Genomic DNA, 24,750 nt, shown 5'->3' with positions numbered 1-24,750 from the left:
GAGGGTGCGCCGGGCGTGTGACCGGGAGCCCGGATGCCCCCTGCCCGGCCGGGCCCTGATCACTATTCGACGCTCGCGTGTTCTTTCGCGGCGATGACGCGGAGCGGCACCTGCCTATCATCGGCGCCTCTCCCCTGCCGTAGCCAGAACCACCCACCCACGCCGAGGTCAGTATGTCGTCGACCGTGTACGAAGCTCCGGGTCAGAAGGGCAGCAAGGTGCAGTACCTCCCCCGCTACGGGAATTACATCGGAGGTGAGTTCGTCCCGCCCGTGAAGGGGCAGTACTTCGAGAACATCTCCCCCGTCACCGGCAAGCCGTTCTGCGAGGTTCCCCGCTCCACCGCCGAGGACATCGAGAAGGCGCTCGACGCCGCCCACAAGGCCAAGGGGGCCTGGGGCCGCACCTCGCCCACCGCGCGCGCGGACATCCTCAATAAGATTGCCGACCGGATGCAGGCCAACCTGGAGATGCTCGCCGTCTCCGAGACGTGGGACAACGGCAAGCCCATCCGCGAGACGCTCGCCGCGGACCTGCCGCTGGCCATTGACCACTTCCGCTACTTCGCCGGCTGCCTGCGCTCCCAGGAAGGAAGCCTCTCGGAGCTCGACGAGCACACCGTCGCGTACCACTTCCACGAGCCGCTCGGCGTGGTGGGGCAGATCATCCCGTGGAACTTCCCGCTGCTGATGGCGGCCTGGAAGCTGGCGCCCGCGCTGGCCGCCGGCAACTGCGTGGTTCTCAAGCCCGCCGAGCAGACTCCCGTCACCATCCTGAAGTTCGCGGAGCTGGTGGGAGACCTGCTGCCTCCCGGCGTGCTCAACATCGTCAACGGCTTTGGCATCGAGGCCGGCAAGCCCCTGGCCAGCAACAAGCGCATTGCCAAGATTGCCTTCACCGGTGAGACGACCACGGGCCGCCTCATCATGCAGTACGCCTCGGAGAACCTCATCCCCGTGACGCTGGAGCTGGGCGGCAAGTCGCCCAACATCTTCTTCGCGGACGTGTTCTCGCAGAATGACGACTTCGCGCAGAAGGCGCTCGAGGGCTTCGCCATGTTCGCCCTCAACCAGGGCGAGGTGTGTACCTGCCCCTCGCGCGCGCTGGTGCAGGAGCGCTTCTACGAGGAGTTCATGCAGAAGGCCATCGAGCGCACCAAGCGCATCGTCCAGGGCAACCCGCTCGACACGGCGACGATGATTGGCGCGCAGGCGTCGAATGATCAGCTCGAGAAGATCCTCTCGTACATCGACGTGGGCCGGCAGGAGGGCGCCAAGGTGCTCACCGGCGGGCGGCGGGCGCACCTGCCGGGCGCGCTCTCCGAGGGCTACTACGTGGAGCCCACCATCTTCGAGGGCCACAACAAGATGCGCATCTTCCAGGAGGAGATCTTCGGCCCGGTGGTGTCGGTGACGAAGTTCAAGGACGCGGAGGACGCGCTGGCCATGGCCAACGAGACGCTGTACGGCCTGGGCGCGGGCGTGTGGTCGCGTGACACGCACACGGCGTACCGCATGGGCCGCGGCATCCAGGCGGGCCGCGTGTGGGTGAACTGCTACCACCTGTACCCGGCGCACGCGGCGTTCGGCGGCTACAAGCAGTCGGGCATCGGCCGCGAGACGCACAAGATGATGCTCTCGCACTACCAGCAGACGAAGAACATGCTCGTCAGCTACGACCCGAAGCCGATGGGCTTCTTCTAGGCCTCATTTCCCCTCTCCCTCCGGGAGAGGGACGGGGTGAGGGTATCGGGTGAACCCGGGTTGAACCCGCGGTCCCTACTGTGAGCCACGGGTTGGAGAACGGGCTCGGCTACCCTCACCCCAACCCTCTCCCAAGGGGAGAGGGAGCAGTCACTCTGCCCTGAAGGGCTCACGCCAGAAACGAGGGTCCCCGTATGCACGTCGAGCGCGTCGCCGTTACGCCCGCCGCCGAGTCCCTGCTGCGCAAGCTGCAAGGAATTCACGGCCCCCTGATGTTCCATCAATCAGGCGGGTGCTGCGATGGCAGCGCTCCCATGTGCTACCCGCGGGGCGAGTTCAAGGTGGGCCAGGAGGACGTGTTCCTCGGCACCATCGTGGACACGCCCTTCTACATCAGCGGCTCTCAGTTCGAGTACTGGCAGCACACCCACCTGACGGTGGACGTCGTGAAGGGACGCGGGAGCGGCTTCTCCGTGGAAGCCCCCGAGGGCGTGCGCTTCCTCATCCGCTCGCGTGTCTTCACCGACGAGGAGCACTACGCGCTCCAGCGGGTGGGTCCGCCGCCTCGCGGGTCGCAGCACGGCTGAGACCCGGCCCCCGGAGCCTACGCTTCGGATTCGGGCGCCTGGCGTGACGCGGGCAGCCGCACCTCGAAGGTACTGCCCTGGCGCTGCTCGGGCACCAGCGCCACCGTGCCACCGTGCCGCTCCACCAGCCTGCGGCACAACGCCAGGCCCAGCCCCGTTCCGTTCGCCTTCCCCGTGACGAACAGGTCGAAGAGTCGCTGGCGCACCTCCGGCGGCACGCCCGGTCCGTCGTCCTCCACGCGCACCCGCACCGCGCTCCCCTCCACCTTGGCCGCGAGCCGCACCTCGCCCTCCCCCTGCGCCTGTGCTGCGTTCTGCAGGAGGTTGGCGAAGACCTGTCTCAGTCGCCCTGCGTCCCCCTCTACCGGCGGTAGCTCCGCGAAGCTCCGGCGGACCTTCACTCCCGGGAACGCTGCCTCCGTGGCCCTTGCCGCCTCCTCCAACACCTCGGACAGCGCCACCCGCTGCGCGGCCAGCGGCCGGTCCGCGCTCAGGTCCAGCAGGTCCTCCGTCAGCCGGCGCAGCCGCTCCACCTCGCCCAGCACGTCCTCCAGCGCCTCCTTGTCCCGCTCCGAGAGCTTCGCCCCGCTGCGCTCGCGCATCAGCTCCACCGTGCCGCGGATGACCCCCAGCGGGTTGCGGATTTCATGCGCCGCCATCGCCGCCATCTTCGTCAGCGCCTCGCCTCGCGCTGCCTTCGCTGCCGCCTCGCGCCGCGCCTGCTCATCCCGCAGCCACCGGGCCGCCACCAGCGCCAACGCCAGTGCGCCCACCGCGGACAGCGCCACTCCGCCCCACAGCGCCCGGCGCAGGGAGTCGCGTGCCGAGGAGAAGGCCCGTCCCGCCTCCAGCACCAGCACCGACTCCACCTGCCCCCCGGCCCCGCGCACCGGGAAGTAGCCCACCGTCACCACCAGGTCGCCCATCGAGTAGCCCGGCCCCACTCGCGTCTCTCCCGCGAGCGCCGCCTCCACTCCCGCCGGGTCCGTGCGCAGCAGGTCCACCCGCCTTCTCGCCGGCCCTGTGGCATCCGCGGGCACCGCCAGCTTCCGGTCCACCACGTACACCCCGTCCAGCGCATTGGCCCGCATCAGCGCTTCCAGCCGCTCGGGCCTGGGAGGCGTGTCTCCCAACAGCAGCGCCGTGGACTCACCCGCGCCCCGCAGCCGAGCGTCCAGCGCCTGGTCCAAGGCCGTGCTGCCCGCGCGGTAGAGCGCCAGCGTCGCCGCGAGCGCCCCCACCAACCCGAGCATCGCGAGCCCCAGCGGCCCCAGCGCGCGCGAGCCGGGCCGGAGCATCAGAACAGCCCCCGCGACCACACCAACCCCAGGCCTCCGGTGAAGCGGCCATAGGAGAGCTCGGGGATGTTGGAGGAGGCGCCGCGCCAGCCCACCGAGGCCTGCAGGCTCCAATTCGCCGCCACGTCCCACTCCACCGCCGCGCCCGCGTCGAAGTAGCCGTCCTCGCGGCGAGCGCCCAAGGGGTTGTCGAAGGCCTGGTAGCCGCGCAGGGTGTAGCCCACCTCCCCCACGACACGCAGCCCGGGACGCGGGCGCAGGCGCAGCTCAGCGCGTGGGCCGTGCTCAAGATAGCCGAGCGCCAGGTCGTACGCCTTCAACAGGCCCCCGGACCAGCCCGCCGCCAGCGTGAGAGACTCAGCGGGGCTCCACTCCGCGTCCAGCCGCGCCACGCTCCGCCATCCGGAATATCCGGCGTAGAGGTCGTCCCGGAAGTCCTCACGGCGTACCGCCGCCGAGGCCTCCAGCACCACCGGGCCCACCGGCGCGCGCGCGGCCACCTGCAGCCGATGCGCGGACAGGTAGGGCGCCCCTCCGAGCGCCAGGAAGTCGAAGCCGTAGTCCGCGGACAATCGCAGCGCCGAGCCCACGTGCGCCCAACCCAAGGTGCCCCCGGCCCCTGCCAGGTCGAAGTCGTGGATGCGCAGGTGGCCCCGGTACTGCCCGAAGACGCGCGCCTGGAGGCCCCGCTCGCCCCAAGGACGCAGGCGCAGCTCCGCGAGCCCTGTGCCCACTCCGTCCGCGCTCCCCCCCTGGCGATACGTGCCGTCCGGCGCGAGGTCCACGTTGGAATCGTACTCACTGCCCAGCCGCACCGAGAGCGTCACCCGCCCCTCGCGCGCGGCCTGGAGGCGCAGCTCCCCGGCACGTCGTGCCAGGGCCGCATCCGACGAAGCCGCCGCCGCGTCGAAGAACCGCCCCGCCTCACTCGCGCGTCCCTCACGCAGGGCGAGCACCCCGAGAAAGAAGGAGGCCGTGTCCACCAACTCCGGTGCCTCGAGGGCCTCGTGGAAGGCCGTCGCCGCGGCCTCGTCCTCCCCGCGCTCGAAGAGGGAGAGGCCGGAGAGCAACGCCGCCGCCGCGGCCGCCTCCTCAGGAGACTCCGCGTCCTGGCAGAGCGACTCCAGGGCCGCCCGTGCCCGGGCATGGCTCGGGTCCCTGCGCAGCACCTCGCGCCAGGCGATGAGCGCCGTCTCCGAGTCCCCCGCGGCCTGCTCGGCCTCTGCCACCTCCACGTAAGGCGCGGCAGCGGCTGGATCCGACGAGGCCTCCGGCGTCACCGGTCCGCAGAGCCCGGACTCGGCGAGCAGCGCGGCCACGAGCAGTCCTGGACTCACGGACGGTCTCCACCCACGAGGGGCACGGGCCGCTCGGCCAGGGAGCCCAGCGCAGCACGGGCCTCGACGAGCCGGTAGCGATCCTCACGCTTTCCGGCCAGCCGCACCGCCTCCTCCAAGTAGTGCGCGGCGAGCAGGGAGCGTCCGGACGAGCGCACCTGCGCGGCGCGCGCGTGGTACCAGTCGATGGAGGCGGGCGTGGGCGCCGAGCTCAAGAGCGTGGCGATGTCCGAGCGCAGCTTGCGCACCTGCTCGCCAATGCGCGGCCCCGAGGCATCCCCCACCGCATCCAGGAGCGTGTCCGCGCACAGGTAGAGACGCGCCTCGTAGCAGGCGAGCGCGTGGTAGTAGTCGAGCAAGGCGTCGCGCGCATCCGGAGCGCTCTTGCGCGCGGCAGCGAAGGCCTCCAGTGCCTCCTCGGAGCGGCCAAGCTTCACCAGCGACGCGGCGATGTACCAGTCCGCCTCGCCGCCCGTGCCCAGGCGCTGGGCGACCTTGAACTCAACCAGTGCGTTGGAGAAGCGGCCCTCACGGAAGTGGCGAGCACCCTGGAGCAGGTGCGGCGTCGCATCCGGTGGCGTGGCCGCCGTGAGTCCGAGCAGGACAAGGCACAGCACGAGGCGCTTCACGCGAGGCTTTCTATCACGGGTGAAGAGTGGATTACGGCTTCGGCGGACGCCCGTTCCCCGGACTGCCGGGCTTGTTATCCTTGTCCTTGCGCACCTTCTCCGCGCGGGAGCGGCCCGCCGCATCCTGAGCATCCGAGCCCAGGCCCGCGGAGCCCAATGCAGCGGAGCGAGCAGCCTTGATGCTCTGGCCAGGAGGCGTGTGCTCAGACACGCGAGCAGCGTGCGCCGAGGCCTCACCGCGCGCCTTCTCAGCGGCCTCACCCCGCGTGCGGTTCGCCGCGTCCTTGCGAGCACCTTCCGACGCGGTCTCCCGAGCCGACTCGGTCACCGGGGTCGCGGCGTCAGGCCACCGGGGAGGTTGCTCTGGGAGCGCGGCCTGCACCTCGAGCGCCTCGAGGATGGCGGCACGGGGCGACTCACGGCGCGACGACTCCTCGGCGGCTGCACCCGCGGCACACAGCGAGATGGCGAGGATGAGGAGCCCACGCATAACTGCCTCCACGACGCGCCCCGGGAGCAAGCGCACCCTAGAGCGTAGCATTATCCGTGCCCGACGCCGGCTCCTGGGAGGCGCGGCTGTCTGCTTCTGGAGCATGCCCCAGCCGGGACACCCCGGTGTACCGGCTGGTACACCTGAGCGCGCCCGGGAGGTCCCTCTTCTACTGAAAGGTGGAGGCCAGCTTGTCGCGCACGTCGCGCAGGAGCGTCTCCAGCTCTGGGTCCGGCGTCGTTCTCCTGCGCTGGGCCTCCTGAAGCAGCGCCAGCGCATGACCCAGTCGATGTGAAACGCCCACCGTGTCTCCGCTCTGCTGGAGGAGCTCCGCTTCCGCGCTCACCAGCTTCGCCAGCGCTTTGATCTTCTCGGGATGTCCGAGCAACTCCGCCACCGAGCCCGCATCGATGGTGATGAGCATCCGGTACTCCATGCCGAACAGCGACAGGCTCGTCTGCTGAATCAGCTCCAGAGCTTCGTCCTTCTTCTGGCTCTTGCCTGCCTTCAGGATGGCCGCGAGCGCCGCGACCAGCCGCTCGATCATTCGCTCGATGTAGTCTTGGCGGATTCCAGCCATGGGTTCGGTTCCCCTCGGAGAGACCTCCAGGTGGGAAGGCTCTCAGAGGGCTCTGGGAAATGCGAGAGGATGCTCGCTACACAGCCGAGCGAGATACCCTCACCCCGGCCCTCTCCCGGAGGGAGAGGGAGAGGGGCTCAGCCATTGTCGCTGACTGGAGGCGCGTCGCGCCGCTCGCTCACGCTTGAATCGTCGGCTCCGTAGCCGCCAATGCCCTTGTCTTGGATGCCGGCCTCGCCTGTCTCCGAGTCCACCACGTCCCGGCGCTCCTGTCCCTCGCCCTGGTGCCGAGCCTCACGCTCCAGCTCCTTCGCGTCCTTGTCCAACTGCGGGTTCTTCACCGTGCCCCTGTCCGCGGGTCCCTTGTTCTCAGCCATGGCTTTCTCCCGTCACGCGGTGGGGCCCCGCGCAGCTCGCCACGAGGCCCAGTGATGGGGAAAAGGTCCGAAGTGTTCCGGCACCCGACAAGCGGCCTGTCCACGCCCCGTCGCCTGCCTTCCTCCCCTCCGAGCCGCTACGCCTCCTCGGGCGGCGTCCATTCCAGCGCCATGGGGTTGGGCTTGAAGCCCACCGACTCGTAGAGCGGCCGGCCCTCGTCCGACGCGTGCAGCCAGATGCGACCCGCCCCCTGCTCGCGCGAGAAGCGCATCAACTCCGTGAACAGCGCCCGCGCAATGCCCCGCCCGCGCCACTCGGGCTCCGTGTACATGTTGAGGATGTGCATCTCCAGGCCCGCCATGTTGCCGGGCACCGGCGGTCTCTCGAAGGGCATGACGCCGCTGCTGGCCACCAGCCGGCCCCCAACCTCGGCCACCCACGCATGGAAGCGGCCCGCCGGCATCGCCCGCTCGAGGTAGCGCCGGGTCTTCGCCACCAGCGCCTCCTCGTCCTCGAGCGTCTCCACCTCGCGCGTGGTGCGCAACAGCGCCACGCGCAGGCGGATCAGCTCGTCCATGTCCTCCACGCTGGCCTTGCGAATGTTCCACCCTGCTTGCATGTGCCTCCCACCTCCGAATGTTCAATATGATGCCGGAGCACAGCTGAAGTGAACGTGGAGGTGCTACCGTCGAATCCAAGGGGGCTCCGACATGTCCAGCAAAGCCTCACATGTTCCGAGCTCGCAGCCTGCCTCGGAAACCAGGACGCAACAGCCCGGTGCGAGCACGTGGACCCCCCCCGTGCGGCCGTGGACCGCCGTGAGCAGGACCGAGGCATCGCTCGAGCGCGAGGCCGATGACGCCGCGGAGGACCTCTCGCTCCAGGACGCCACTGGCACGGGTGCGCTACGGCCCGGGTTCGCTCCATCCTCCGGCGCCAACCCAACCCACGGCACCGGGCTCCCGTCGTCCCTGCCCTCCAGCGTCGGCGAAGTGCTCCGGTCCGAAGGCCAACCGCTCGACCCCGCCACCCGCCGCGTCTTCGAGCCGCACTTCGGACACGACTTCAGCCGCGTGCGCATCCACACCGATGCACGCGCGGCTGAATCCGCCAGGCAGGTACAGGCCCTCGCCTATACCGTGGGTTCCCACATCGTGTTCCGCGAGGGCTCCTCGCAACACCACGGCCCGGAGGGCAGGAAGCTGCTGGCCCATGAGTTGGCCCACGTGGTCCAACAGAGCCGTGGTGGGCTCGGCCTCAGGCTCCAACGAAAACCCTTGAAGGGACAACCCTCCGTCTCTGTCTCCAAGAATGGGGGACGGGTTCTGTTCCTCGTCAATGGTCAGCTCATCGCCGAGAGCTTCTCCCCCGAGTTGGATTTCCAGCTCAACACCCACTGGGTCGAGGAAACCCGGAGGCTCTACATCTCCATCATCGTCCTCTCCGGAGGTGAGGTCCTCATCAACCCCGATGCGCTCAATGTCCTCACGGCCGTGACATCGAAGTTCAGCCTCGGGGTCTTCGCGCCACGGCGCCTCACTGTCTCCGAGACGGAGACCACCACCCGCATGGTGATGACCGATGGGCTGCTCGATCCTCGCCCGGAGCCGCAACACCCCCTCGTCCCCTCCAAGCCCAAGCCCGCGCCCAAGAAGGCCGCTCCAGCCCCCTCCCCTCCTGTCGTGTCCCAGGAGCCGTCGGCCCCCCCACCTCCGAGCGTGAGCCCACCGGAGGCCCAGCCCACGCCTCAGGCTCCCGGCCCCTCGGACAGGGTCAAGCACCTCCTGGAGCGTCTGGCTCAAGGGGGCTGGGACGTCGACACGCTCGCCGCCGAGCTGTCGGAGGACGAGATGCGCGGGCTCTCGTTGAATGATCGGCTCGCGCTCATCCGAGCCATCGCACAGGGCACGTTCGTCCTGGATGAGGACGAGGCGACGATCATCCGGCTGATGGCCTCGACGCCGTCGGGCGACGCGGCGAAGCTGCTCGAGGAGCTGCGCGGCAACAACTCCGAGCTCCTGAAAAGCCTCGAGAGCGCGATCCATGGAGAGGAGTACAAGCAGTACCACCAGGAGCTGCGCTCGCTGTACTTCGCGTCCATCACGGCGGCGGGACCCAAGGAAGTGGCCGCGAAGATGGGCAGCGCCAAGCGCTTTCCCTGGTCAAGCCCTGGCCTCCTGAAGGCATACACCACGGTCCGCTATACCTACGAAGGCATGGAGCTCACGAAGGAGGGGAAGATCTCCTTCACGCTCTGGCAGTCGATCGCCGGACTCGGCTTCTCCCTGGGGACCTATGAGCTCGATCCCAACGAGCTGATCGCCATCCACTTCGTCTCGGATGAGGAGCTGGAGGACGCCTCGGCAGGGAAGACCGTCTACATGCCCGCCATCAACCTGCTCAACCTCTACAACAAGCAGTTCAGGCAGGAGCTGGCCCTGGTGGGAGACGTGGCCCTGGTCGCGAGCGGAGTGGGAGGGCTCGCGGGAGCAACCACCCGGCTCGCCCGGGCCGTGGCCGCGCTCGACATCATCATCGGGACGGCGGGTGTTGTGCTCGCGGACTACCGCGCTGACATCATGAAGCTGCAGCACGGCCGAGAGTTCCTCTGGTGCTGGGACAAGCTGACGGCCTTGTATGCGCTGTACTCGCTCGGGCGACTGTTGAAGGAGACGCCCGAGCTGTTCAGACAACTCCGGGAAGCCTACAAGGCATTCAAGGCGGAGGCCGGGGCACTGAAGAATCCCGAGCTCGTCGCGGCCGTCGACAAGGAGATGGCCGAGCTCTCCAAGAAGCTCGACGATGCCGAGCGGGAGCTGGCGGAGGAGGCGAAGGCCGCCGAGCTCGCGAAGGGGAGCCCGCCCCCCGCCAACGACAACGCGGCCCCGCCGCCGCCCCCCACGCCCGCCAACGACAACGCGGCGCTCCCTCCCCCCACCGGTGCGACGACGCCGGCGCCAACCCAGGCGCCCGCGCCGACCCAAGCGCCCCCTCCCAGCCCCATGCCGGTCAAGGTACCTCCCGCACCGGTCGCCGCCGATCTGTCCGCGGCCCGGGCCGGTTTTCCCGGCAGCGCCAGCGGACTCACGGACATCGAGCAGAAGCTGCTCAACATCAATCGCCCCTCGGAGTTGGACGTCATCAACGACATGGCCGCGCTGGAGAAGCAGGGCAAGGTCCATGGCTTCGAGGACTGGGTGAAGGAGACGGCCGCGCGTGAGGCGGAGCGGATTCCGGACAACGTCTCGGAGCTGATGGCGGCGCGACAGGTCCTCCAGGAGGCCCAGGCGGCCAACCCGGGCACGAAGCTGGTGGTCCACGTGGGCCAGGACGCCAAGAGCGCCGGCAAGTCCTTCGACGTCGTCGCCGAGGAGGCGCTCGTCGGCGGGGGCACCCAGGTCACCCGGCGAATGGAGCTGTACACCCCGGACACGCCCGTCGCGACCGCTGGAGATCTGCTGCCCGGCGTCTCACATGGCGCGGCGAAGATTCCCAATGACGTCATCAAGGGCACGGTGGCCCGGCCCCCAGGTACCTACGAGGCGGGCATGCGTTTGCGGTGGCCACCCGAGACCGCGAAGTTGGGAACGAACGAACGGGTGTTCGACGCTCAAGGCAATTGGAGGACGGTGAACCCCGCCACCCAGCAGGAATACGCCAAGGGCAACCTGATCGATGATCTGATCCAGGATCTCAACGGCGGCAAGCGCAAGATGGATCGCATCAAACACCTGGACGTCATCAACATCTTCGACATGCAGGGGAAGCTGCTCTTCAAGCTGAAGAACCTGAACCCGGGCCAGCTGCCGGCGCAGTGGGTCAAGGAGGTGCTGTGAGCCGCCCATGTCTGTTGCACAAACCCCCGGGGACGGTCGTCTCGTTCGCCCTCATCCCGGAGGCCGAGGTCCCCCCCGCCGAGGAGCTCATGCGGCGCGCGCTGGACGTCATCGAGGCCCTGGCGCCCGTGGTCCGTCCCCTGGCGGTGGACCTGGGACTCGTCTGCCAAACCCGGGGCATTCCCCTCTTCGTCCCGGACGTCCCGCCCCGAGTGCCCGCCGTCCACATCCGCGAGGAGGTCGTGCCGCCCCGCGTCTCCATTGAGTCCATCTACGAGGTGGGCTCCTCCTTCTCCGTGGTCCCCAGGCTGACCCGAGAGACACTCGCTCGCTGGTGCGCGGACGCGCTCGCCCAGGAGCCCCCCGGACCCGACTACCTCGTGACCTTCGAGGAGCTCGTGTGCACGCAGGCTCGCGCCCGCCTGTTCGAGGAGAAGCCGGAGCGCGGACTCACCCTGCGCGACGGGGGCGGGCACACCTGGGAGGCGCCCCTCGAGCTGCGCCACGACGGCGTGTGGGTCGCCGGTCCCCTCGAGGACCGTCCCATGGACGCGCCCGCCTCCTTCCGCATCACGAACCTGGAGGGCCGGCTCGATGCCCACGTGCAGATCGGCTGGGCCTTGTGGGACCAGCCCGGCACGCCCGAGCACCAGGCCATGCAGGAGGCGCTGAAGCGGATCGCCGCACAGGGCTGGACGCCCCAACACGTCCCATCCGCGTTCGCGGAGGCCCTTCGGTGAAGCGGTGGCCCGGGCGGAGACCTCTGCTCAGCTCTCTGCCCAACAACCTCCGCCGGGTCCAGCGCGCGGCAACTCCAAGGCGGGGCTCGCGGGCATACGCGGCGCGATACCCGGAGCCCGCCTCTGTCCGGCACTAGCTCTTGTACTTCACGGAGCAGCCGTACGGCTCGGTGGTGGAGGCCGGCACCGGCTTGCCGGACAGAAGCGCATCCACCGCCGTCTTCACGTGGTTGGTGATGCCCGTCTTCTTGTTGCCGCGCGGGTCGTCGTCGATGGCGCCCGCGTAGCGCACCACGCCCTGCTCATCGATGACGTACATGTGCGGCGTCGTCTTGGCGGCGTAGGACTTGCCCACCGTGCCGCTCGGATCCTGCAACACCGGGTAGGCGAAGCCCTTCTCCTTCTTCCAGGCCGCGGACTTGTCCGGCGTGTTGGCCGCGGTGGAGTCCACCGCCAGCCACACCACCTTGTTGGCGTCGAAGCCCGTCAGCGTCTTCTGCATGGTGCCCGCCGTGTAGTGGCGCTGCACGAAGGGGCAACCGGGGTTGGTCCACTCCAGGACGACCACCTTGCCCTTGTACTGCGACAGCGAGTGCTCCTTGCCCGACTCGTCCTTCAAGGTGAAGGCCGGAGCGGGCTTGCCCACCTGGGCGGTGTCGGCGGCAAAGGCCACCACGGGCAGCATCACGGCGAGGGCGACTGCGGTGAAGAGAGACTTCATTCGCTCAGCTCTCCTTGTGAGGGTACTGCGGAAAGAACACGGCTACCGGGCGTTGGCCATCCGCTTCGACGCGCGGCGAACGGCGTCGATGACGGTGTCGGAGGTGAGCAGCTCGGGCAGCACCTCGGGCTTGTCGGGCGAGTCGGGGCTCACCACCAGGTACATGGGCACTCCGGCGCGGCCGAACTCAGCCAGCTTCGAGCTGATGCGCGCGTCCCGCCGCGTCCAGTCCGCCACGAAGAAGGCCACCTTGTGCTCCGCGAAAGCGGCCCGGACGTCCTCGCGCGTCAGCACCGTGCGCTCATTGAACTTGCAGGTGAGGCACCAGTCCGCGGTGAAGTCGATGAACACGGGCTGCCCTGCCTCCAGCGCCGCGGCCACCGCCGCCTCGTCCCACGGCTGCGCCTCGCCCACTGCCGACGCCTTGCGCACGGCCGGGCCGGTGTCCTCAAAGCGCAGGGAGAAGATGCCCCCGACGGCCAGCACCGCAACCACCGCCGCCACGCCCGCCGCCTTGCGCGCCCCCGTGGAGCCCTGCGCCAAGCCGTACAGCCAGGCGCCCAGGCCCACCACCGCGAGGAAGGAGAGCAGCCGAGCCATTCCGTCCACGCCCGTAAGGCCGCCCATCACCCACACCAGCCAGACCGTGGTGCCCAGCAACGCGAAGCCGAGCAACTGCTTGCCGCGCTCCATCCATGCGCCCGGCTTGGGCAGGAGCTTCGCCAGCCCAGGCACCAGCACCAGCAGACAGAAGGGCAGCGCCAGACCGAGGCCCAGCATGAAGAAGGTGGCCAGCACCGTGGCCGGGCCCGCCGCGAGCGCGAAGCCCACCGCGGTGCCCAGCAGCGGCGCCGAGCAGGGCGTGGCCAGCACCACCGCCAACACGCCCTCGCCCGCGCTGCGCGCCAGCCCGTGGCTCGAGTCCACCTTCTCCACCAGGGCCGTGCCGTCCGTGCCCACGGTGAAGACGCCGAAGAGGTTGAGGGCGAAGGCCACCAGCACCGCGGCTACCGCGGCCACGAAGAGCGGCTCCTGGAACTGGAAGCCCCAGCCCACGCTGTGCCCGCCCGCGCGCAGGCCCAGCACCGCCAACGCCAGCGCCAGCAGCGAGCCGATGATGCCACCCGCGTACGCCATCGCGTGCAGCACCACCTTGCCGCGCTCGGCGTGCACGGTGCGGGTGAAGCCGTACGCCTTGAGGGCCAGCACCGGGAAGACGCACGGCATGAGGTTGAGCAGCGCGCCCCCGAGGAAGGCGAAGACGAGCACCAGGCCCAGCGACAGCGACGACTCCGGCGCCACGGCCGAGGCCACCACCGCGGGCGGCTTCAACGCGGGCGCGGGCTTCACCACGGGAGCGGAACCGGGCGCCGCGGCCACCACCGGCGCGAGCGGCAAATCCAACGTCAGCGAGGGACGGCCGACGGAGGCCGGGCCCAGACGCAGCACGCCCACGAACCGGGGCTCCTGCTCAGGCACATCCGGGGCTGCCTCGCCCTCCAGCTTGAAGGTGCCGGGCTTGCCGTCCACAGGGGACAGGGCCAGACGCGCGAGACCGCGGATGCGCTCGGGGACGAAGAAGTCCTTCTCCACCTTGGGCACCGACTGGCCCTTGGGGCCCGTCACGGTGAGAGTGCCAGAGAAGGGACGGCCGGCGGTGAGCGGCTTCGTATCGAGCGCGAGCGTCACCGCGTAGCCGGAGCTCTCGGGCGTCACCGGGACACGCGCGTGGGCCTCGTCGAAGAGGGGCGCGTGCTCGGAGTCCGGCCGCGTCTCGGAGCCCAGGGGGATGTTCCGGGTGAGCATGAGCTGCGCGGGCAGGCAGCGCGTCTCACACACGAGGATGTCCGCCGCGGCCGACAGCTGCGCCGAGCCCGTGAGCTTGTCGGAGACATGGGCCTGAGCGAAGAGGAGCACCTCTTCCCCGTAGCCATAGGAGGTGATGAAGCCGTCCGGGCTGCGGAAGGTGATGGGGGTGGGCCACTGCAGCTCGCCCACAGTGGTGCCTGGAGTGTCCCAGACGATTTCGGAGGCCAGGCCCGAGTCCCCTGGATTCTTCCAGTAGATGTGCCAGCCCGGGTCCATGCGGAAGCGCACACCGATGCGGAACGAGTCCCCCGGCTTCACCTGGGAGACATCCGTCAGGAGGGCGGCCTCCACGCGCGGGTTGCCCTGGTCCGGAGCGCCCGTGCCCATCGCCGTGGCGGGCAATTGCGCCCGAGCCACGCCCGAGCCAAGGCACAGCCCCAGCACGGCGAAGAAGAGAAGTGCCCCCCAGCTCGAACGTCGTACCGGCAGCTGCGTCATGCGCCTCCCGTTAACCCACTGGCTCGCCGACCGCCAGCCTCCCGCCCGTGGATTGGCTCCCACCAACCCTCCAAGCAGGCGGGCATTCCCGGTCAGTCCGTCCCTGTGGTGTGGGTAGTACGCGGCTGCCCGAAATGGGTTACACGGAAGGAGACCCGCTCGCCCGCTCGCCGGGTGATTTCGAGTAGCTGCTCAGTTGCCGGCCTTCCGCGCGGGGATCGCGGGCTGGATGATGCTCAGTCCGGTGCGCGCGTCCGCGGCTCGGGCCCGCCGCACCAGCAGTGCCGGCAGCTCGCCCGTGCGCCGCTCCACCGCCAGCTTCAGGTCCGCCAGCCGATCCACGTGCCGCTTCGCCGGCACCTCATCCACTCCCAGCCGCACCAGCTCGCGTAGCGCCTCCTCGGCCGCCTTCAGCGACTGCTCGGCCGCTGCCGGGTTGCGCCGCATCAGCGCCTTCCACGCCACCGACTCGGCCGACACCAAATCCAGCTCCGCGCCCACCGCGCGGATGAAGCGTCCCTCGGGGCTGTCCGGCAGCACGCGCTGCACCGGCACCGCCACCCGCCGCGTGTCGCCATTCTGCGTCCACGTGGTCGTCACCCCGAGCGACCAGTCCGCCAGCTCCAGCCGCCCGGTGAAGAGCGCCCGCCGAGGGAAGGCATGTGAGAGCGAGCCCAGCCCCGCGCTCAGCGAGTCCCCCTCCACGCGCGCCAGGTAGCGGTGGCGGCACTGCAGCTCGGAGAAGCCGGAGGGGCGCACGTGCACACGCGCCTCCGTGCCCACCTCGCCGAAGAGCTCGGCCACCAGGCCCGCGGCGGCCACGGGCAAGCCCTCCGCGTCATCCACGTGGGTGAAGCCCGTTCCCGAGGGGCCAGTGAGTGCCTCGAGAATCTCCGGCAGGTAGTGCCGCCCCAGCCCCAGCGCGTGCACCGTGATTCCGGACTCGGCCACCTTGGAGCCCAGCGCGCGGAAGTCCGCGAGCGAGCGCGGGCCCACCGAGGGCTCTCCATCCGTGAGCACCAACATCTTCGGGCGCGCACCAGGGATGAACAGCCGGCGCACGGCGGCAGCACCCGACTCCACCGCCTCGTGCAGCGCAGTGCCCTCGCCGGCCTGCAACAGGGAGAGGCTCTCAGCGAGGTCCGCCCGCGCATCCGAGTCCATCAAACGCAGTGGCTCAAGCTGCTCGGGGACACCGTCGAAGGCGAGCAACCCGAGGTAGTCCTTCGACCCCGCGCGCTCCACGAGCAGCTGCGCGGCCTCCACCGCCGCTGCCAGGGGCGCGCCCCGCATGGAGGCGCTGCGGTCCAACGCGAGGTTCACCGCCACCGGCGCGCGGGGAGAATCCGTCTCGGCCTCCACGTTGACGAGCAGATGCACATCCCGCCCACGCTCACCATCGCGCTCGACCGCCCAGGCCGTCAGCTTCATTGCTTCTTCCTCCGCGCGAGGCACATGCGTGCACCCCGCCGCTACCGCGTCCCTTCAGTATCGCCGACCTGCCCCCCTCGGTCGCAACTCGGAGGCACCCAGAATTCCCCGTCTAAGAGCGGGTCCCTTCCACCCCATCCCTCCGCGCCGACCCAAGCCCGGAAAACACCGCTCGCCCCTCCACCCGCCGCAGCTCGGCCACCGTATCGGGCGGCAACCCGGCGAGCAGCTCGGGAGACTGCGTGGCCACGAGCACCTGGGTCTCCTCCGAGGCCCGCCGCAGCAGCCGCGAGAGCACGGGCAGCACGCGCGGGTGGAGCCCCAACTCGGGCCCGTCGAGGCCCACCAGGGGCGCCTTGCGAGGCGCCAGGCACAGCGCCACCAGGCACAGCAGGCGCAGCGTCCCGTCCGAGAGGTCCGCCAGGGTCAGCTCGTCCCGCACGCCGGCCTCGCGCCAGACGCAGAGCACGGTGCCTGGCCCGCCCCGGGGCTTCACCGAGAGCGAGAGGAAGGACGGAAGGGCCTCGCGCAGGGACGCCTCGAGCTCGCGCCAGCGCTCGGGGCACTCCACCATGAGGTGGAAGAGCACGGCGCTCAGGTTGGAGCCATCCGAGGCCAGCACGGGCTCGGGCTCCGAGGGCACGGGACGCCGGAGCGCCGCGCCGCGCGAGACGTCGAAGCCCGGATAGAAGCGCCAGCCGGAGAGGAACGCCCGGAAGCTGGCGGCGGAGCCCAGCGCAGGCTCCAGCGCCCCACGCAGCGCGAGCGAGTCCGGAGGCACCGAGTGGGCCACCGACAACACGCGGGGCCGAGGGGACTCCCACGTCACAGTGCGCACCGAACCCTGGCCATTCTGGAAGTCGAGGAACGCGAACGCCTCCGACTCCTGGCCGCGCGCATCCGTCTCCACGCAGGCGAAGCGCTCCGAGGTGACGCGGGGGGTGCCCACGGGCCCGCCGAGGCTCACCGAATACCGGAAGGCCCGACCGGAGCCGCTCGCCACGCGCAGAGACAGGTGGAGGCGCTCGGGCACACGCGAGTGCGGCCCCGAGGGAAGCGGCTCCACCACGGCGTGGGACAGCAGGCCCAGACAGTCGAGGAGCGAGGACTTACCCGAGCCCGGCTCGCCGGTGAGGACGGTCAAAGCACCGAAGCGCGCCTCCAGACCCTGGAGCCCCTGGTAGCCATCCACGCGCAGCTCGGTGAGACGAAGAGGCGCCTCCAGCGGACCCTGGGCACCCAGCCACGCGCGCACAGACGCGAAGGGCTCCGTCTCCAGCACGGCGGACGAGAGCTGAATCGCTCCGACGAGGCCCGCCTCATCCCCGAAGAGGACCTCCGCGAGCCCCAGCTCCGAGGCAAACAGCTCCAGGGTGTGCGCCACCTCCGCCTCGGGCAGGCCCGACAGCTCGCCGAGCTCCCCGGCGGACCACGTCTTGCTGGGGTTGCGCCGGTACGCCTCTCTCAGCGTGGGCAGCAGCCGGTCAAAGGCCGCGAGCTCCTCCTCAGGACGCTCCGTGACACCCCGCCCTTGAGGCGTTGCTCCACTCGGACTCGATTCGCTTGGAAACCCCACGTAGGTGGGAAGATACACGCAGCCGCGGATTCCATCCCCGGAACGGGTGCCCTGCACCGGCTCAACGGGAAGACGCGCTCCTGCGTGCCACACTGCCGCCCCCGCGCCATCCCCGACGCGGGGGCCCTGACACTAATCGGCGTCGTAACCGCCGTAGGCGTCATCGGCGCCCCACAACCGGCCACCGGTGGTGACCCGCACCGTCATGATGGACCCCGAGTCCTCGTCTTCACCACCGGGAACGACGTACTCCAACCCCTCGTCATCCATGTACGTCGTGTCGTCGTGCACCATGGGCCTTCTCCTGGACGCGCTCCGTGAGGGCGCCCCCCCGTTCGGTCACCTGGGGCCCACCCCATGTGGTGCCCCTTCCCAACGTCGTTGACCGATTTACCGAACAGGGTGCCCACTGCTGGGCCCGCTGTAAAGCCCTTGGTCTTCAAACCGGCCGGCCACGTCGGATAGTGCACGCCTGCTTGCTTTTACACATTTTTTTGTGGAAGCCCGCCCGGAGCGTGCTCCAGGTGAGCCGAGCGGGTGCTTCGCTCAACCGCAGGGTGTCCGAGGCTGCCCGTAGACCGACTCGGGGTGCATCGGGGCACGCACGGTGGGAGCACGGGAGGGTTGGACCGTGAACGTTGGGCCCGTCAGGACTCCGGGCGGGCCTCGCATGGAGTAGAACCACCGCCGCCTCAACCCTGGACAGGTGCTTGATTCGGGAATCAACCTTGTTAGGGTTGCAGGGTTACAGCATTGCCGCAGCGCGCCATCTGGGTCTTCCCGACCGCGCGGGCCCTCGCGAGGTCCACCGAACCGCCATGAGTCCCATCATCACAGGTCTCCTCCTCGCAGTCGGAGTCTCCGTCTTCGTCATGACCATGGCCGGACGCATTGGCGTCCTGCTGGCGATGAAGCCGGAGAACCGGCTCGACAACATTCCTCAGCGTGCCGCCGCGCTGCTCCGCTTTGGCCTGGGGCAGAAGCGCATGGTGGATCCGGAGGAGTTCACTCCGGGCTTCATGCACGTGCTCATCTTCGCGGCGTTCATGACGCTGGCGCTGCGCACCGTCATGCTGTTCGTGATGGGCTTCTCCGAGACGGCGCTGGTGCTGCTCACGGACCTGACGGAGCCGTTCTGGGCGGCCAACCCGGCGCTGCTCACCGTCTACAAGCTGTACCTGCTGGCCAAGGACGTGGTGGCGGTGGGCGCGCTCTTGGGCTGCGCCTACTTCGTCTACGCGCGCGCCATCGTGAAGCCGGACCGGATGAGCCCCTCGTGGGAGGCCTACCTCATCCTCGGCTTCATCTCCGGCCTGATGATCACCGAGTTCCTCTTCGGTGGCAGCCACATGGTGCCGCGCGAGCAGTCGATGCCGCTGGCCACGAGCAACTTCGTATGGTGGGAGCCGGCCACCAGCGTGGTGGGCATGGCGATGAGGCCGCTGGGCTACACCGTGGCGCACGTGCTGGGCGTGGCGGGCTTCTGGATTCACCTCTCCATCGTCCTGGCGTTCCTCAACTTCCTGCCGTGGGGCAAGCACTTCCACGTCATTACGGGCCTGCCCAACGTCTTCTTCCTGCGCCTGGGCCAGGGTCAGCGCAACACGCAGAGCGCGAAGCTGCCCACGCCCAACCTGGAGAAGGAGGAGTTCGGCACCGCGACGATGAAGGACCTGACGTGGAAGCAGGGCCTGGACCTGTACTCGTGCACCGAGTGCGGTCGCTGCCAGACGCACTGCCCCACGTACATCACTGGCAAGCCGCTCACCCACAAGGGCGTGAACCAGGACCTGAAGCACTGGGCCTGGGACAACCAGATGTGGATTGAGGAGGGCCGGGGTCCCTCGGGCACCACCGAGCCGTTGCCGGAGATCATCGGCAGCGCGCTGAAGGCGGAGACGGTGTGGGCGTGCACGAGCTGCGGCTGGTGCGAGACGGCCTGCCCGGTGTTCATCGAGAACGTGCCGCGCCTCATCGACATGCGCCGCTACCAGGTGCAGGTGAAGGCGGACTTCCCGCCGGAAATCCAGCGCGTGTTCGAGGGCATCGAGCGCCAGGGCAACCCCTGGGGCCTGGGCCAGGACCGGCGCGACGAGTGGGCGGAGGATCTGGCGCTGCCCACGTGGGGTGATGGCGGCGGCCCGTACGAGTACCTCTTCTTCGTGGGCTGCGCGGGCAGCTACGACGACAAGCAGAAGAAGGTGAGCCGGGCGCTGGTGAAGATTCTGCGCGAGGCGGGCGTGAGCTTCGCGACGCTGTCCAAGCAGGAGATGTGCAACGGCGACACGGCGCGCCGCCTGGGCAACGAGTACCTGTACCAGACGATGGCGAAGACGAACGTCGAGACGTGGAACTCGATGGGCGTGAAGGCGGTCATCACCCAGTGCCCGCACTGCTTCAACACCATCAAGAACGAGTACCCGGAGTTCGGTGGCGAGTACCGCGTCATCAACCACACGCAGCTCATCAATGACCTGCTGAAGGAGAAGCGCATCAAGCTCTCGCAGGTGATGAACGAGAAGCTGACGTACCACGACCCGTGCTACCTGGGCCGGCACAACGGGGTGTACGACGCGCCGCGCGAGGTGCTGAAGGCGATTCCGGGGCTCGAGGTGGTGGAGATGCAGCGCAGCCAGCGCGAGGGCTTCTGCTGCGGCGCGGGTGGCGGGCGGATGTGGATGGAGGAGCACATCGGCACGCGCATCAACCACAACCGGCTGAACGAGGCGGCGCTGACGCTCAAGCACGCGGAGGATCCGAACACGCCGTACCCGTCGGCGACGGACAAGCAGAAGCCGGGACAGGTGGGCGACTACAAGGAGCCGGGCGGCAAGGGCATCGTGGCGGTGGCGTGCCCGTTCTGCTCGACGATGCTCAAGGACGCGGTGAACGACACGGGCCGCGAGGAGCTCATCAAGGTGAAGGACATCACGGAGCTGGTGGCGGACGCCCTGGAGGTCAAGACGGGCACCGGCACAGTCGCACCGAGCGTCGCGGTGAGCGCCAAGCCCGAGTAGTCGTCAACAACCCCTCTCCCTCCGGGAGAGGGACGGGGTGAGGGTATGCCGCCCCGTGCTGCAAAAAAGAAGGCCCGGAGACCCAAGTGTGAGGGTCCCGGGCCTTCGTGCATCAGGACGCGAGGTAACGACTACCCGCCGTAGAAAGGCTCCATGGCCTTCGGAACGACGAGCACGACGTTGCCCGAGCCGCGAACGGACGAGGCACTCACGCGGTAGATGTTGTCGCTGCCGCCATCATCCGAGAGGAAGCCGATCTCCGCGTTGCCGCGCCAGCTGGGATAGGAGTCCGTCACCCCGACCCTCCCGGTCACCTGGGTGATGTCGAAGATCTGCTGCTGACCGTCGATGGTGCCCACGTAGATGCGCGAGCCACTGCTGGTGCGGGCATCGAAGGCCACCTTCGAGCCATCCGGGGACACGGCGACGCGCGAGAGGATGACCTGCGCCCCGTCACTGCCCTGGACGTTGGCGACCACGTTGGCCAGACCGTTCGCCAGGTTCACATGGAGCAGGAGCTCGAACTCGCTCCGGGAGTAGCGGCTGCCCGCGGCAATCAGCCCCAACCCGTCCGGCGTGAAGGAGGTCGAGCCGAAGTAGTAGTTCCCGCTGTTGGGAAGGAGCTGGAAGCCGCTGCCATCCGCGTTCACCCGGGCCAGCTGCGTGGCGTTGCCCCTGTCCAGGGTGAAGACGATCGCCTGACCATTGGGGCTGAAGGTGGGATAGCGGAAGTTGGTGCAGCCGGAGCAGGCGGAGGTGCTCGTGCTGGAGAACACCGTGGAGGGCTGACCTTGGCCCGTGGTGGGCACCACCTGCAGCTCGTGGACGGAGCCCGCCCGGCGAATGAAGGCCACGGAGCGTCCGTTGCGCGACACCGTGGGGTAGTAGGCACCGCCCTGGGTGGTCAGCTGCAGGGGGGAGTTCGGGTCCCCGTTGTCGTCCACGGCGAACACATTGCGCGAGCTGGCGCTGTCGCCGCGCACGAAGACGAAGCCGCGGCTGAAGGCGCCGCCCGCCCCACCACCACCACCGAGATCCACGTCGATGGGCTCACACGCGGCCAGTCCCGCGGCCGCCACCAGCCCGACAATCCGCAACAACGCCTTCATACGCTCGTGCTCCTGTGTTTCCGGCCCGCATGGAGACGTCCATGCGCGCGCGGCATTCAAGCACGAGTAGGAGGAGGGCGCGCGCCAGGGGCGGCGCGGCTAGCGGTTCAGCTTGTTGAGCTCGTTGCGGCAGTTATTACAGAGCGACAGCTGCTTGCGATCGCAATCCTGCTGCACCTGGGCGAAGAACATGACGCACCGGGCGTCCTCGCAGAAGGACAGCCCCAGCAGGTGCCCCGCCAGGTGGACGGCCTCCACCTGAAGCCGGCGCCGGAGTTGATCGCCGTCAGCGCCCTGACGCAGCCGAGCCAAGCTCAGCACCGCGCTCTTGGACTCGCGGTCCGCCTCACCCAGGACGAAGGGGGAGTCCGGGACGAAGAGGTCCACGTCCGTGACGCCCAGGACGAAGGACTGCCCCGGCTCCAGCACCGTCGCCAGCCGGCGCATGATGGCGTTGCAGTGGTACTGGCCCCGGTCCTTGTTGAAGGCGTAGGTGGGTGTCGGGAGAACCGTCTTGCTCACCACGGAACGCACACCCAGCTGCAGCGAAATGGGGTCCTCCAATTCCCGGAGGACCACTGGCGGCGGGCCACCCACGGAAACCAGCAGGAGAACCTTCTGCGGCTGCGGCATCGACCCACCGTCCTTGGGAATCAGGGAGAGAAGGGTGGCTGGGGCGCAAGGATTCGAACCTTGATAATCAGATTCAAAGTCTGACGTCCTGCCATTAGACGACGCCCCAGCAAGATCGCACGGATACAGCCCGTTGGGAGATTCTATGCCATCCAGAGGGACTCGGAAACATTTCCCTGCATCGGTTGACTAGAAGACAGCGGAGGGAGCTGGCGGGTAGGGCCTCGGCCCCCTGCCCCTCACGTCGGATGAGGGTCCGCGGGCGCCAGGGCCCAGGGAGGGGCGTCGTGCAGGGGGGCATAGGGGGCGGCGCTCGGTGAGGTCGGCAGCTCGAGGACGAAGGTGGCCCCCCCACCCGGAGCGCTGTGGGCCTGGATGCTGCCGCCATGGGCCTCGGCGATCTGCCGGGTGAGGAAGAGGCCCAGCCCCAGGCCGCCATACTCCCGTGAGGACACCGCCCGCTCGAAGCGGCCGAAAATCCGCTCCAGGGCCTCGGGGCTCACCCCGATGCCATGGTCCGTCACGAGGAGGCGCGTCCGACCCCCCCACGCCTCCACCCGGACCTCGATGGGCTGTCCGGCGCCGAACTTCAGGGCATTGCCCAACAGGTTGGTGAGGGCCTGCTCCAGCCGGGTCCGGTCCCACAGGCCGGTGACGTGGGGCGGGGCGGAGATGGACACCTCACAGCCGGCGCGCTCCAGCTCTCCGGAGAGGTGCTCCACCACGTCGCGCACCAGCGCCCCCAGGTCCACCGGCTCGCGCTCCAGCCGCAGCTGGCCGGTGTTGATGCGCCCCACATCCAGCAGGCTCTCCACCAGCCGTCCCAGGCGCGAGACCTGGCGGGCCAACGACTGGTGGCGCGCGAGGAGCGACTCGGAGGCGGGGACCTGCTGCAGCAAGCGCGGGAGGCTCCGCATCTGCAACTGGAGCGCGGTGAGCGGGGTGCGCAGCTCATGGGCGGCGACGGCGATGAACTCGTCCCGGGCATGGATGGCCGCCTGGAACTGCTCGAAGAGGTGGGCATTCTCCAGCGCGAGCGCGCAGTGGTGGGCCAGGTCCTCGGCGAAGGACACCATGCGAGGACGGAGCGGGTGGGTGTGCCCCGCCTGGAGCAGGGCCATGCCCCCCAGCAGGCGTCCCCGATGCTGGATGCGCACCAGCACCGAGGCCCCCTCTGGGCCGAGCTGACGCCGGGAGGGTTCCGTCAGCCCGCGGAGCTCCACGAGCAGGCGCGCCTCCTCTTCCGGCGTCATCCCCGCCCGCACCGCCGGGACGAACCGCCCGTCCTCGTCCGCCAGCCACAGCGCGAAGCCGGGGACCACCTCCGGCACGACGAGCCGGGCCACGCGCGGCAGGGTGTCCCTCGGGTCCATTGACTCGGCGAGCACCGCGCCGACCTCCGCCAGCACCCGCTGGGACTGCTCCACCCGTTGGCGATCACACGCCATCGCCGCCAGCACCAGCGTGGACAGGCTCGCCACGGCCAGGAAGACCTGCACCGCGAGCACGCGCTCCTGGACACTGCCGGGCAGCGCCCCGAAGGGCCCTCGACCTGTGGTGGTGTGCCAGACGGCGAACGCCGCCAGCACCAGCGCGGCGGTGGCCGCGCCCCGAGGACCCAGCCGCAGTGCCGACCAGAGGACGAAGGGCAGGCAGAGGTATGGCAGGGAGAGGAGGAGCCCCTGGGGCGCGAGCACGCCGAAGGTGACGTGGGCCACGAGCGCCAGCAGCACGATCGACCCTAGCAGTTCCAGGGTCTCCCACGACCGCCGGGGCCAGGCTCGATCCGGCCCCCACGAGAGCACCAGCGGAGCGACCAGGACGGCCCCAAGCCCGTCTGCGAGGAACCAGTCGAGGAAGCCACGCCAGAAGCTCCCGGCACCCAAGCCCGGTGCGAAGAGCACGATCACTCCGACCCCCAGCGTGGCACTGGGCAGGGGGCCGAGCAGTCCTCCAGCGATGACCAGCCCCACCACATCCCGGGGCCGAGAGAGCGTCACCGGCATGTCCAGCCAACGCCGCATCAACTCCGCCCCGAGCACCGCGCTCAGGCTGTTGCCCAGCGCCCAGACGAGGCTCAGGTCCCAGGGTTGGCTCTCATAGAAAGGCACTATCGCGTAGTCCGCGAGGAAGAGGGTGGCCAGGTACACGGGCCAGCGGTGCCTGGGCGCACGAAGGAGGACGGCAAGCGCCAGCCCCCCCGGGAGCCAGATCGCGGAGCTCTCCAGGTAACGAAAGAGGAAGACGCCGCTGAGCATCTTCAGCCCGAAGTAGGACCCGAAGAGCAGAACGGCCCGTCCCAGCACCCCCCCTGACACTCCGCGCGACCATCCCTGTCCCATGGAAGCCATCAAGCGCCCTCGGAAATAGAGATATGC

General features: G+C 69.3%; 20 protein-coding genes and 1 tRNA gene. 5 read left to right on the top strand and 16 right to left on the bottom strand.

Annotation, left to right across the window (positions count from 1 at the left end):
- The first annotated feature begins 173 nt into the window (after positions 1-173).
- Together adh and F0U60_RS03130 are read left to right on the top strand one after the other, a co-directional pair.
- Positions 174-1,703, top strand: coding sequence for an aldehyde dehydrogenase (gene adh / locus F0U60_RS03135; protein WP_395813778.1), 1,530 nt, complete (start codon positions 174-176; stop codon positions 1,701-1,703).
- A gap of 194 nt (positions 1,704-1,897) precedes the next feature.
- Complete coding sequence (locus F0U60_RS03130; protein ID WP_395813776.1) at positions 1,898-2,290, top strand: DUF779 domain-containing protein; 393 nt, start codon at positions 1,898-1,900, stop codon at positions 2,288-2,290.
- Between the two features lie 17 nt (positions 2,291-2,307).
- On the opposite strand, the gene F0U60_RS03125 is transcribed toward F0U60_RS03130, so the two are convergent.
- The 7 genes from F0U60_RS03125 to F0U60_RS03095 form a co-directional block, all read right to left on the bottom strand.
- Positions 2,308-3,588: a nitrogen regulation protein NR(II) gene (locus F0U60_RS03125; RefSeq protein WP_395813774.1), complete on the bottom strand. Its 1,281-nt coding sequence runs from the start codon at positions 3,586-3,588 to the stop codon at positions 2,308-2,310.
- Positions 3,588-4,925, bottom strand: coding sequence for a hypothetical protein (locus F0U60_RS03120; RefSeq protein ID WP_395813772.1), 1,338 nt, complete (start codon positions 4,923-4,925; stop codon positions 3,588-3,590). The genes F0U60_RS03125 and F0U60_RS03120 overlap by 1 nt, the downstream gene beginning before the upstream one ends.
- The gene (locus F0U60_RS03115; RefSeq protein WP_395813770.1) at positions 4,922-5,554 is read right to left on the bottom strand and encodes a hypothetical protein; all 633 of its coding nucleotides are present in this window, start codon (positions 5,552-5,554) and stop codon (positions 4,922-4,924) included. The genes F0U60_RS03120 and F0U60_RS03115 overlap by 4 nt, the downstream gene beginning before the upstream one ends.
- A 31-nt stretch (positions 5,555-5,585) precedes the next feature.
- Entirely contained in the window at positions 5,586-6,044 is a 459-nt protein-coding gene (locus F0U60_RS03110; RefSeq protein WP_395813768.1) for a hypothetical protein, read from the bottom strand.
- Between the two features lie 169 nt (positions 6,045-6,213).
- Complete coding sequence (locus F0U60_RS03105; RefSeq protein ID WP_395813766.1) at positions 6,214-6,624, bottom strand: hypothetical protein; 411 nt, start codon at positions 6,622-6,624, stop codon at positions 6,214-6,216.
- A gap of 137 nt (positions 6,625-6,761) precedes the next feature.
- Positions 6,762-7,001 (bottom strand): hypothetical protein, encoded by a 240-nt coding sequence (locus F0U60_RS03100; protein WP_395813764.1) that lies wholly within the window; start codon positions 6,999-7,001, stop codon positions 6,762-6,764.
- Positions 7,002-7,138: 137 nt separating this feature from the next.
- A complete protein-coding gene (locus F0U60_RS03095; protein WP_395813762.1) occupies positions 7,139-7,621 on the bottom strand; it encodes a GNAT family N-acetyltransferase in 483 nt (160 codons plus the stop codon).
- 199 nt (positions 7,622-7,820) lie between these two features.
- Here F0U60_RS03095 and F0U60_RS03090 point away from each other — a divergent pair, with 199 nt between their 5' ends.
- Together F0U60_RS03090 and F0U60_RS03085 are read left to right on the top strand one after the other, a co-directional pair.
- The gene (locus F0U60_RS03090) at positions 7,821-10,838 is read left to right on the top strand and encodes a DUF4157 domain-containing protein (protein ID WP_395813760.1); all 3,018 of its coding nucleotides are present in this window, start codon (positions 7,821-7,823) and stop codon (positions 10,836-10,838) included.
- Positions 10,835-11,578, top strand: coding sequence for a hypothetical protein (locus F0U60_RS03085; protein ID WP_395813758.1), 744 nt, complete (start codon positions 10,835-10,837; stop codon positions 11,576-11,578). Before F0U60_RS03090 ends, F0U60_RS03085 begins: the two co-directional genes overlap by 4 nt.
- 133 nt (positions 11,579-11,711) lie before the next feature.
- Here F0U60_RS03085 and F0U60_RS03080 read toward each other — a convergent pair whose 3' ends face one another.
- The 5 genes from F0U60_RS03080 to F0U60_RS03060 form a co-directional block, all read right to left on the bottom strand.
- Positions 11,712-12,299, bottom strand: coding sequence for a thioredoxin family protein (locus F0U60_RS03080; protein ID WP_395813756.1), 588 nt, complete (start codon positions 12,297-12,299; stop codon positions 11,712-11,714).
- A gap of 42 nt (positions 12,300-12,341) precedes the next feature.
- Positions 12,342-14,606 (bottom strand): thioredoxin family protein, encoded by a 2,265-nt coding sequence (locus F0U60_RS03075; RefSeq protein WP_395813754.1) that lies wholly within the window; start codon positions 14,604-14,606, stop codon positions 12,342-12,344.
- Positions 14,607-14,798: 192 nt separating this feature from the next.
- A complete protein-coding gene (locus tag F0U60_RS03070) occupies positions 14,799-16,037 on the bottom strand; it encodes a VWA domain-containing protein (protein ID WP_395813752.1) in 1,239 nt (412 codons plus the stop codon).
- Positions 16,038-16,149: 112 nt separating this feature from the next.
- A complete protein-coding gene (locus F0U60_RS03065) occupies positions 16,150-17,631 on the bottom strand; it encodes an AAA family ATPase (protein WP_395813749.1) in 1,482 nt (493 codons plus the stop codon).
- A 114-nt stretch (positions 17,632-17,745) separates the two neighbouring features.
- Complete coding sequence (locus F0U60_RS03060; RefSeq protein WP_395813747.1) at positions 17,746-17,907, bottom strand: hypothetical protein; 162 nt, start codon at positions 17,905-17,907, stop codon at positions 17,746-17,748.
- A gap of 524 nt (positions 17,908-18,431) precedes the next feature.
- Here F0U60_RS03060 and F0U60_RS03055 point away from each other — a divergent pair.
- Entirely contained in the window at positions 18,432-20,630 is a 2,199-nt protein-coding gene (locus F0U60_RS03055; protein ID WP_395813745.1) for a (Fe-S)-binding protein, read from the top strand.
- A gap of 131 nt (positions 20,631-20,761) precedes the next feature.
- Here F0U60_RS03055 and F0U60_RS03050 read toward each other — a convergent pair whose 3' ends face one another.
- The 4 genes from F0U60_RS03050 to F0U60_RS03035 form a co-directional block, all read right to left on the bottom strand.
- Positions 20,762-21,739, bottom strand: a complete 978-nt coding sequence (locus F0U60_RS03050) for a hypothetical protein (protein ID WP_395813743.1) — start codon at positions 21,737-21,739, stop codon at positions 20,762-20,764.
- Positions 21,740-21,838: 99 nt separating this feature from the next.
- Positions 21,839-22,372, bottom strand: coding sequence for a non-proteolytic archaemetzincin-like protein (locus F0U60_RS03045; protein WP_395813741.1), 534 nt, complete (start codon positions 22,370-22,372; stop codon positions 21,839-21,841).
- Positions 22,373-22,407: 35 nt separating this feature from the next.
- Positions 22,408-22,481, bottom strand: a tRNA-Gln gene (locus F0U60_RS03040).
- A 130-nt stretch (positions 22,482-22,611) separates the two neighbouring features.
- Entirely contained in the window at positions 22,612-24,714 is a 2,103-nt protein-coding gene (locus tag F0U60_RS03035) for an MASE1 domain-containing protein (RefSeq protein WP_395813739.1), read from the bottom strand.
- Positions 24,715-24,750: the final 36 nt, after the last annotated feature.

This window comes from Archangium minus, from assembly GCF_044360475.1.
GTDB lineage: Bacteria > Myxococcota > Myxococcia > Myxococcales > Myxococcaceae > Archangium > Archangium minus.
Note: the sequence above shows the minus strand (reverse complement) of the source record. Positions and strands in the feature narration are given on the sequence as shown.

Excerpts from the sequence above, each read along its gene's own strand:
- adh (WP_395813778.1), top strand. The coding sequence starts at position 174 with ATGTCGTCGACCGTGTACGAAGCTCCGGGTCAGAAGGGCAGCAAGGTG.
- F0U60_RS03130 (WP_395813776.1), top strand. The coding sequence starts at position 1,898 with ATGCACGTCGAGCGCGTCGCCGTTACGCCCGCCGCCGAGTCCCTGCTG.
- F0U60_RS03125 (WP_395813774.1), bottom strand. The coding sequence starts at position 3,588 with ATGCTCCGGCCCGGCTCGCGCGCGCTGGGGCCGCTGGGGCTCGCGATG.
- F0U60_RS03110 (WP_395813768.1), bottom strand. The coding sequence starts at position 6,044 with ATGCGTGGGCTCCTCATCCTCGCCATCTCGCTGTGTGCCGCGGGTGCA.
- F0U60_RS03105 (WP_395813766.1), bottom strand. The coding sequence starts at position 6,624 with ATGGCTGGAATCCGCCAAGACTACATCGAGCGAATGATCGAGCGGCTG.
- F0U60_RS03100 (WP_395813764.1), bottom strand. The coding sequence starts at position 7,001 with ATGGCTGAGAACAAGGGACCCGCGGACAGGGGCACGGTGAAGAACCCG.
- F0U60_RS03095 (WP_395813762.1), bottom strand. The coding sequence starts at position 7,621 with ATGCAAGCAGGGTGGAACATTCGCAAGGCCAGCGTGGAGGACATGGAC.
- F0U60_RS03080 (WP_395813756.1), bottom strand. The coding sequence starts at position 12,299 with ATGAAGTCTCTCTTCACCGCAGTCGCCCTCGCCGTGATGCTGCCCGTG.
- F0U60_RS03075 (WP_395813754.1), bottom strand. The coding sequence starts at position 14,606 with ATGACGCAGCTGCCGGTACGACGTTCGAGCTGGGGGGCACTTCTCTTC.
- F0U60_RS03070 (WP_395813752.1), bottom strand. The coding sequence starts at position 16,037 with ATGAAGCTGACGGCCTGGGCGGTCGAGCGCGATGGTGAGCGTGGGCGG.
- F0U60_RS03060 (WP_395813747.1), bottom strand. The coding sequence starts at position 17,907 with ATGGTGCACGACGACACGACGTACATGGATGACGAGGGGTTGGAGTAC.
- F0U60_RS03055 (WP_395813745.1), top strand. The coding sequence starts at position 18,432 with ATGAGTCCCATCATCACAGGTCTCCTCCTCGCAGTCGGAGTCTCCGTC.
- F0U60_RS03050 (WP_395813743.1), bottom strand. The coding sequence starts at position 21,739 with ATGAAGGCGTTGTTGCGGATTGTCGGGCTGGTGGCGGCCGCGGGACTG.
- F0U60_RS03045 (WP_395813741.1), bottom strand. The coding sequence starts at position 22,372 with ATGCCGCAGCCGCAGAAGGTTCTCCTGCTGGTTTCCGTGGGTGGCCCG.
- F0U60_RS03035 (WP_395813739.1), bottom strand. The coding sequence starts at position 24,714 with ATGGGACAGGGATGGTCGCGCGGAGTGTCAGGGGGGGTGCTGGGACGG.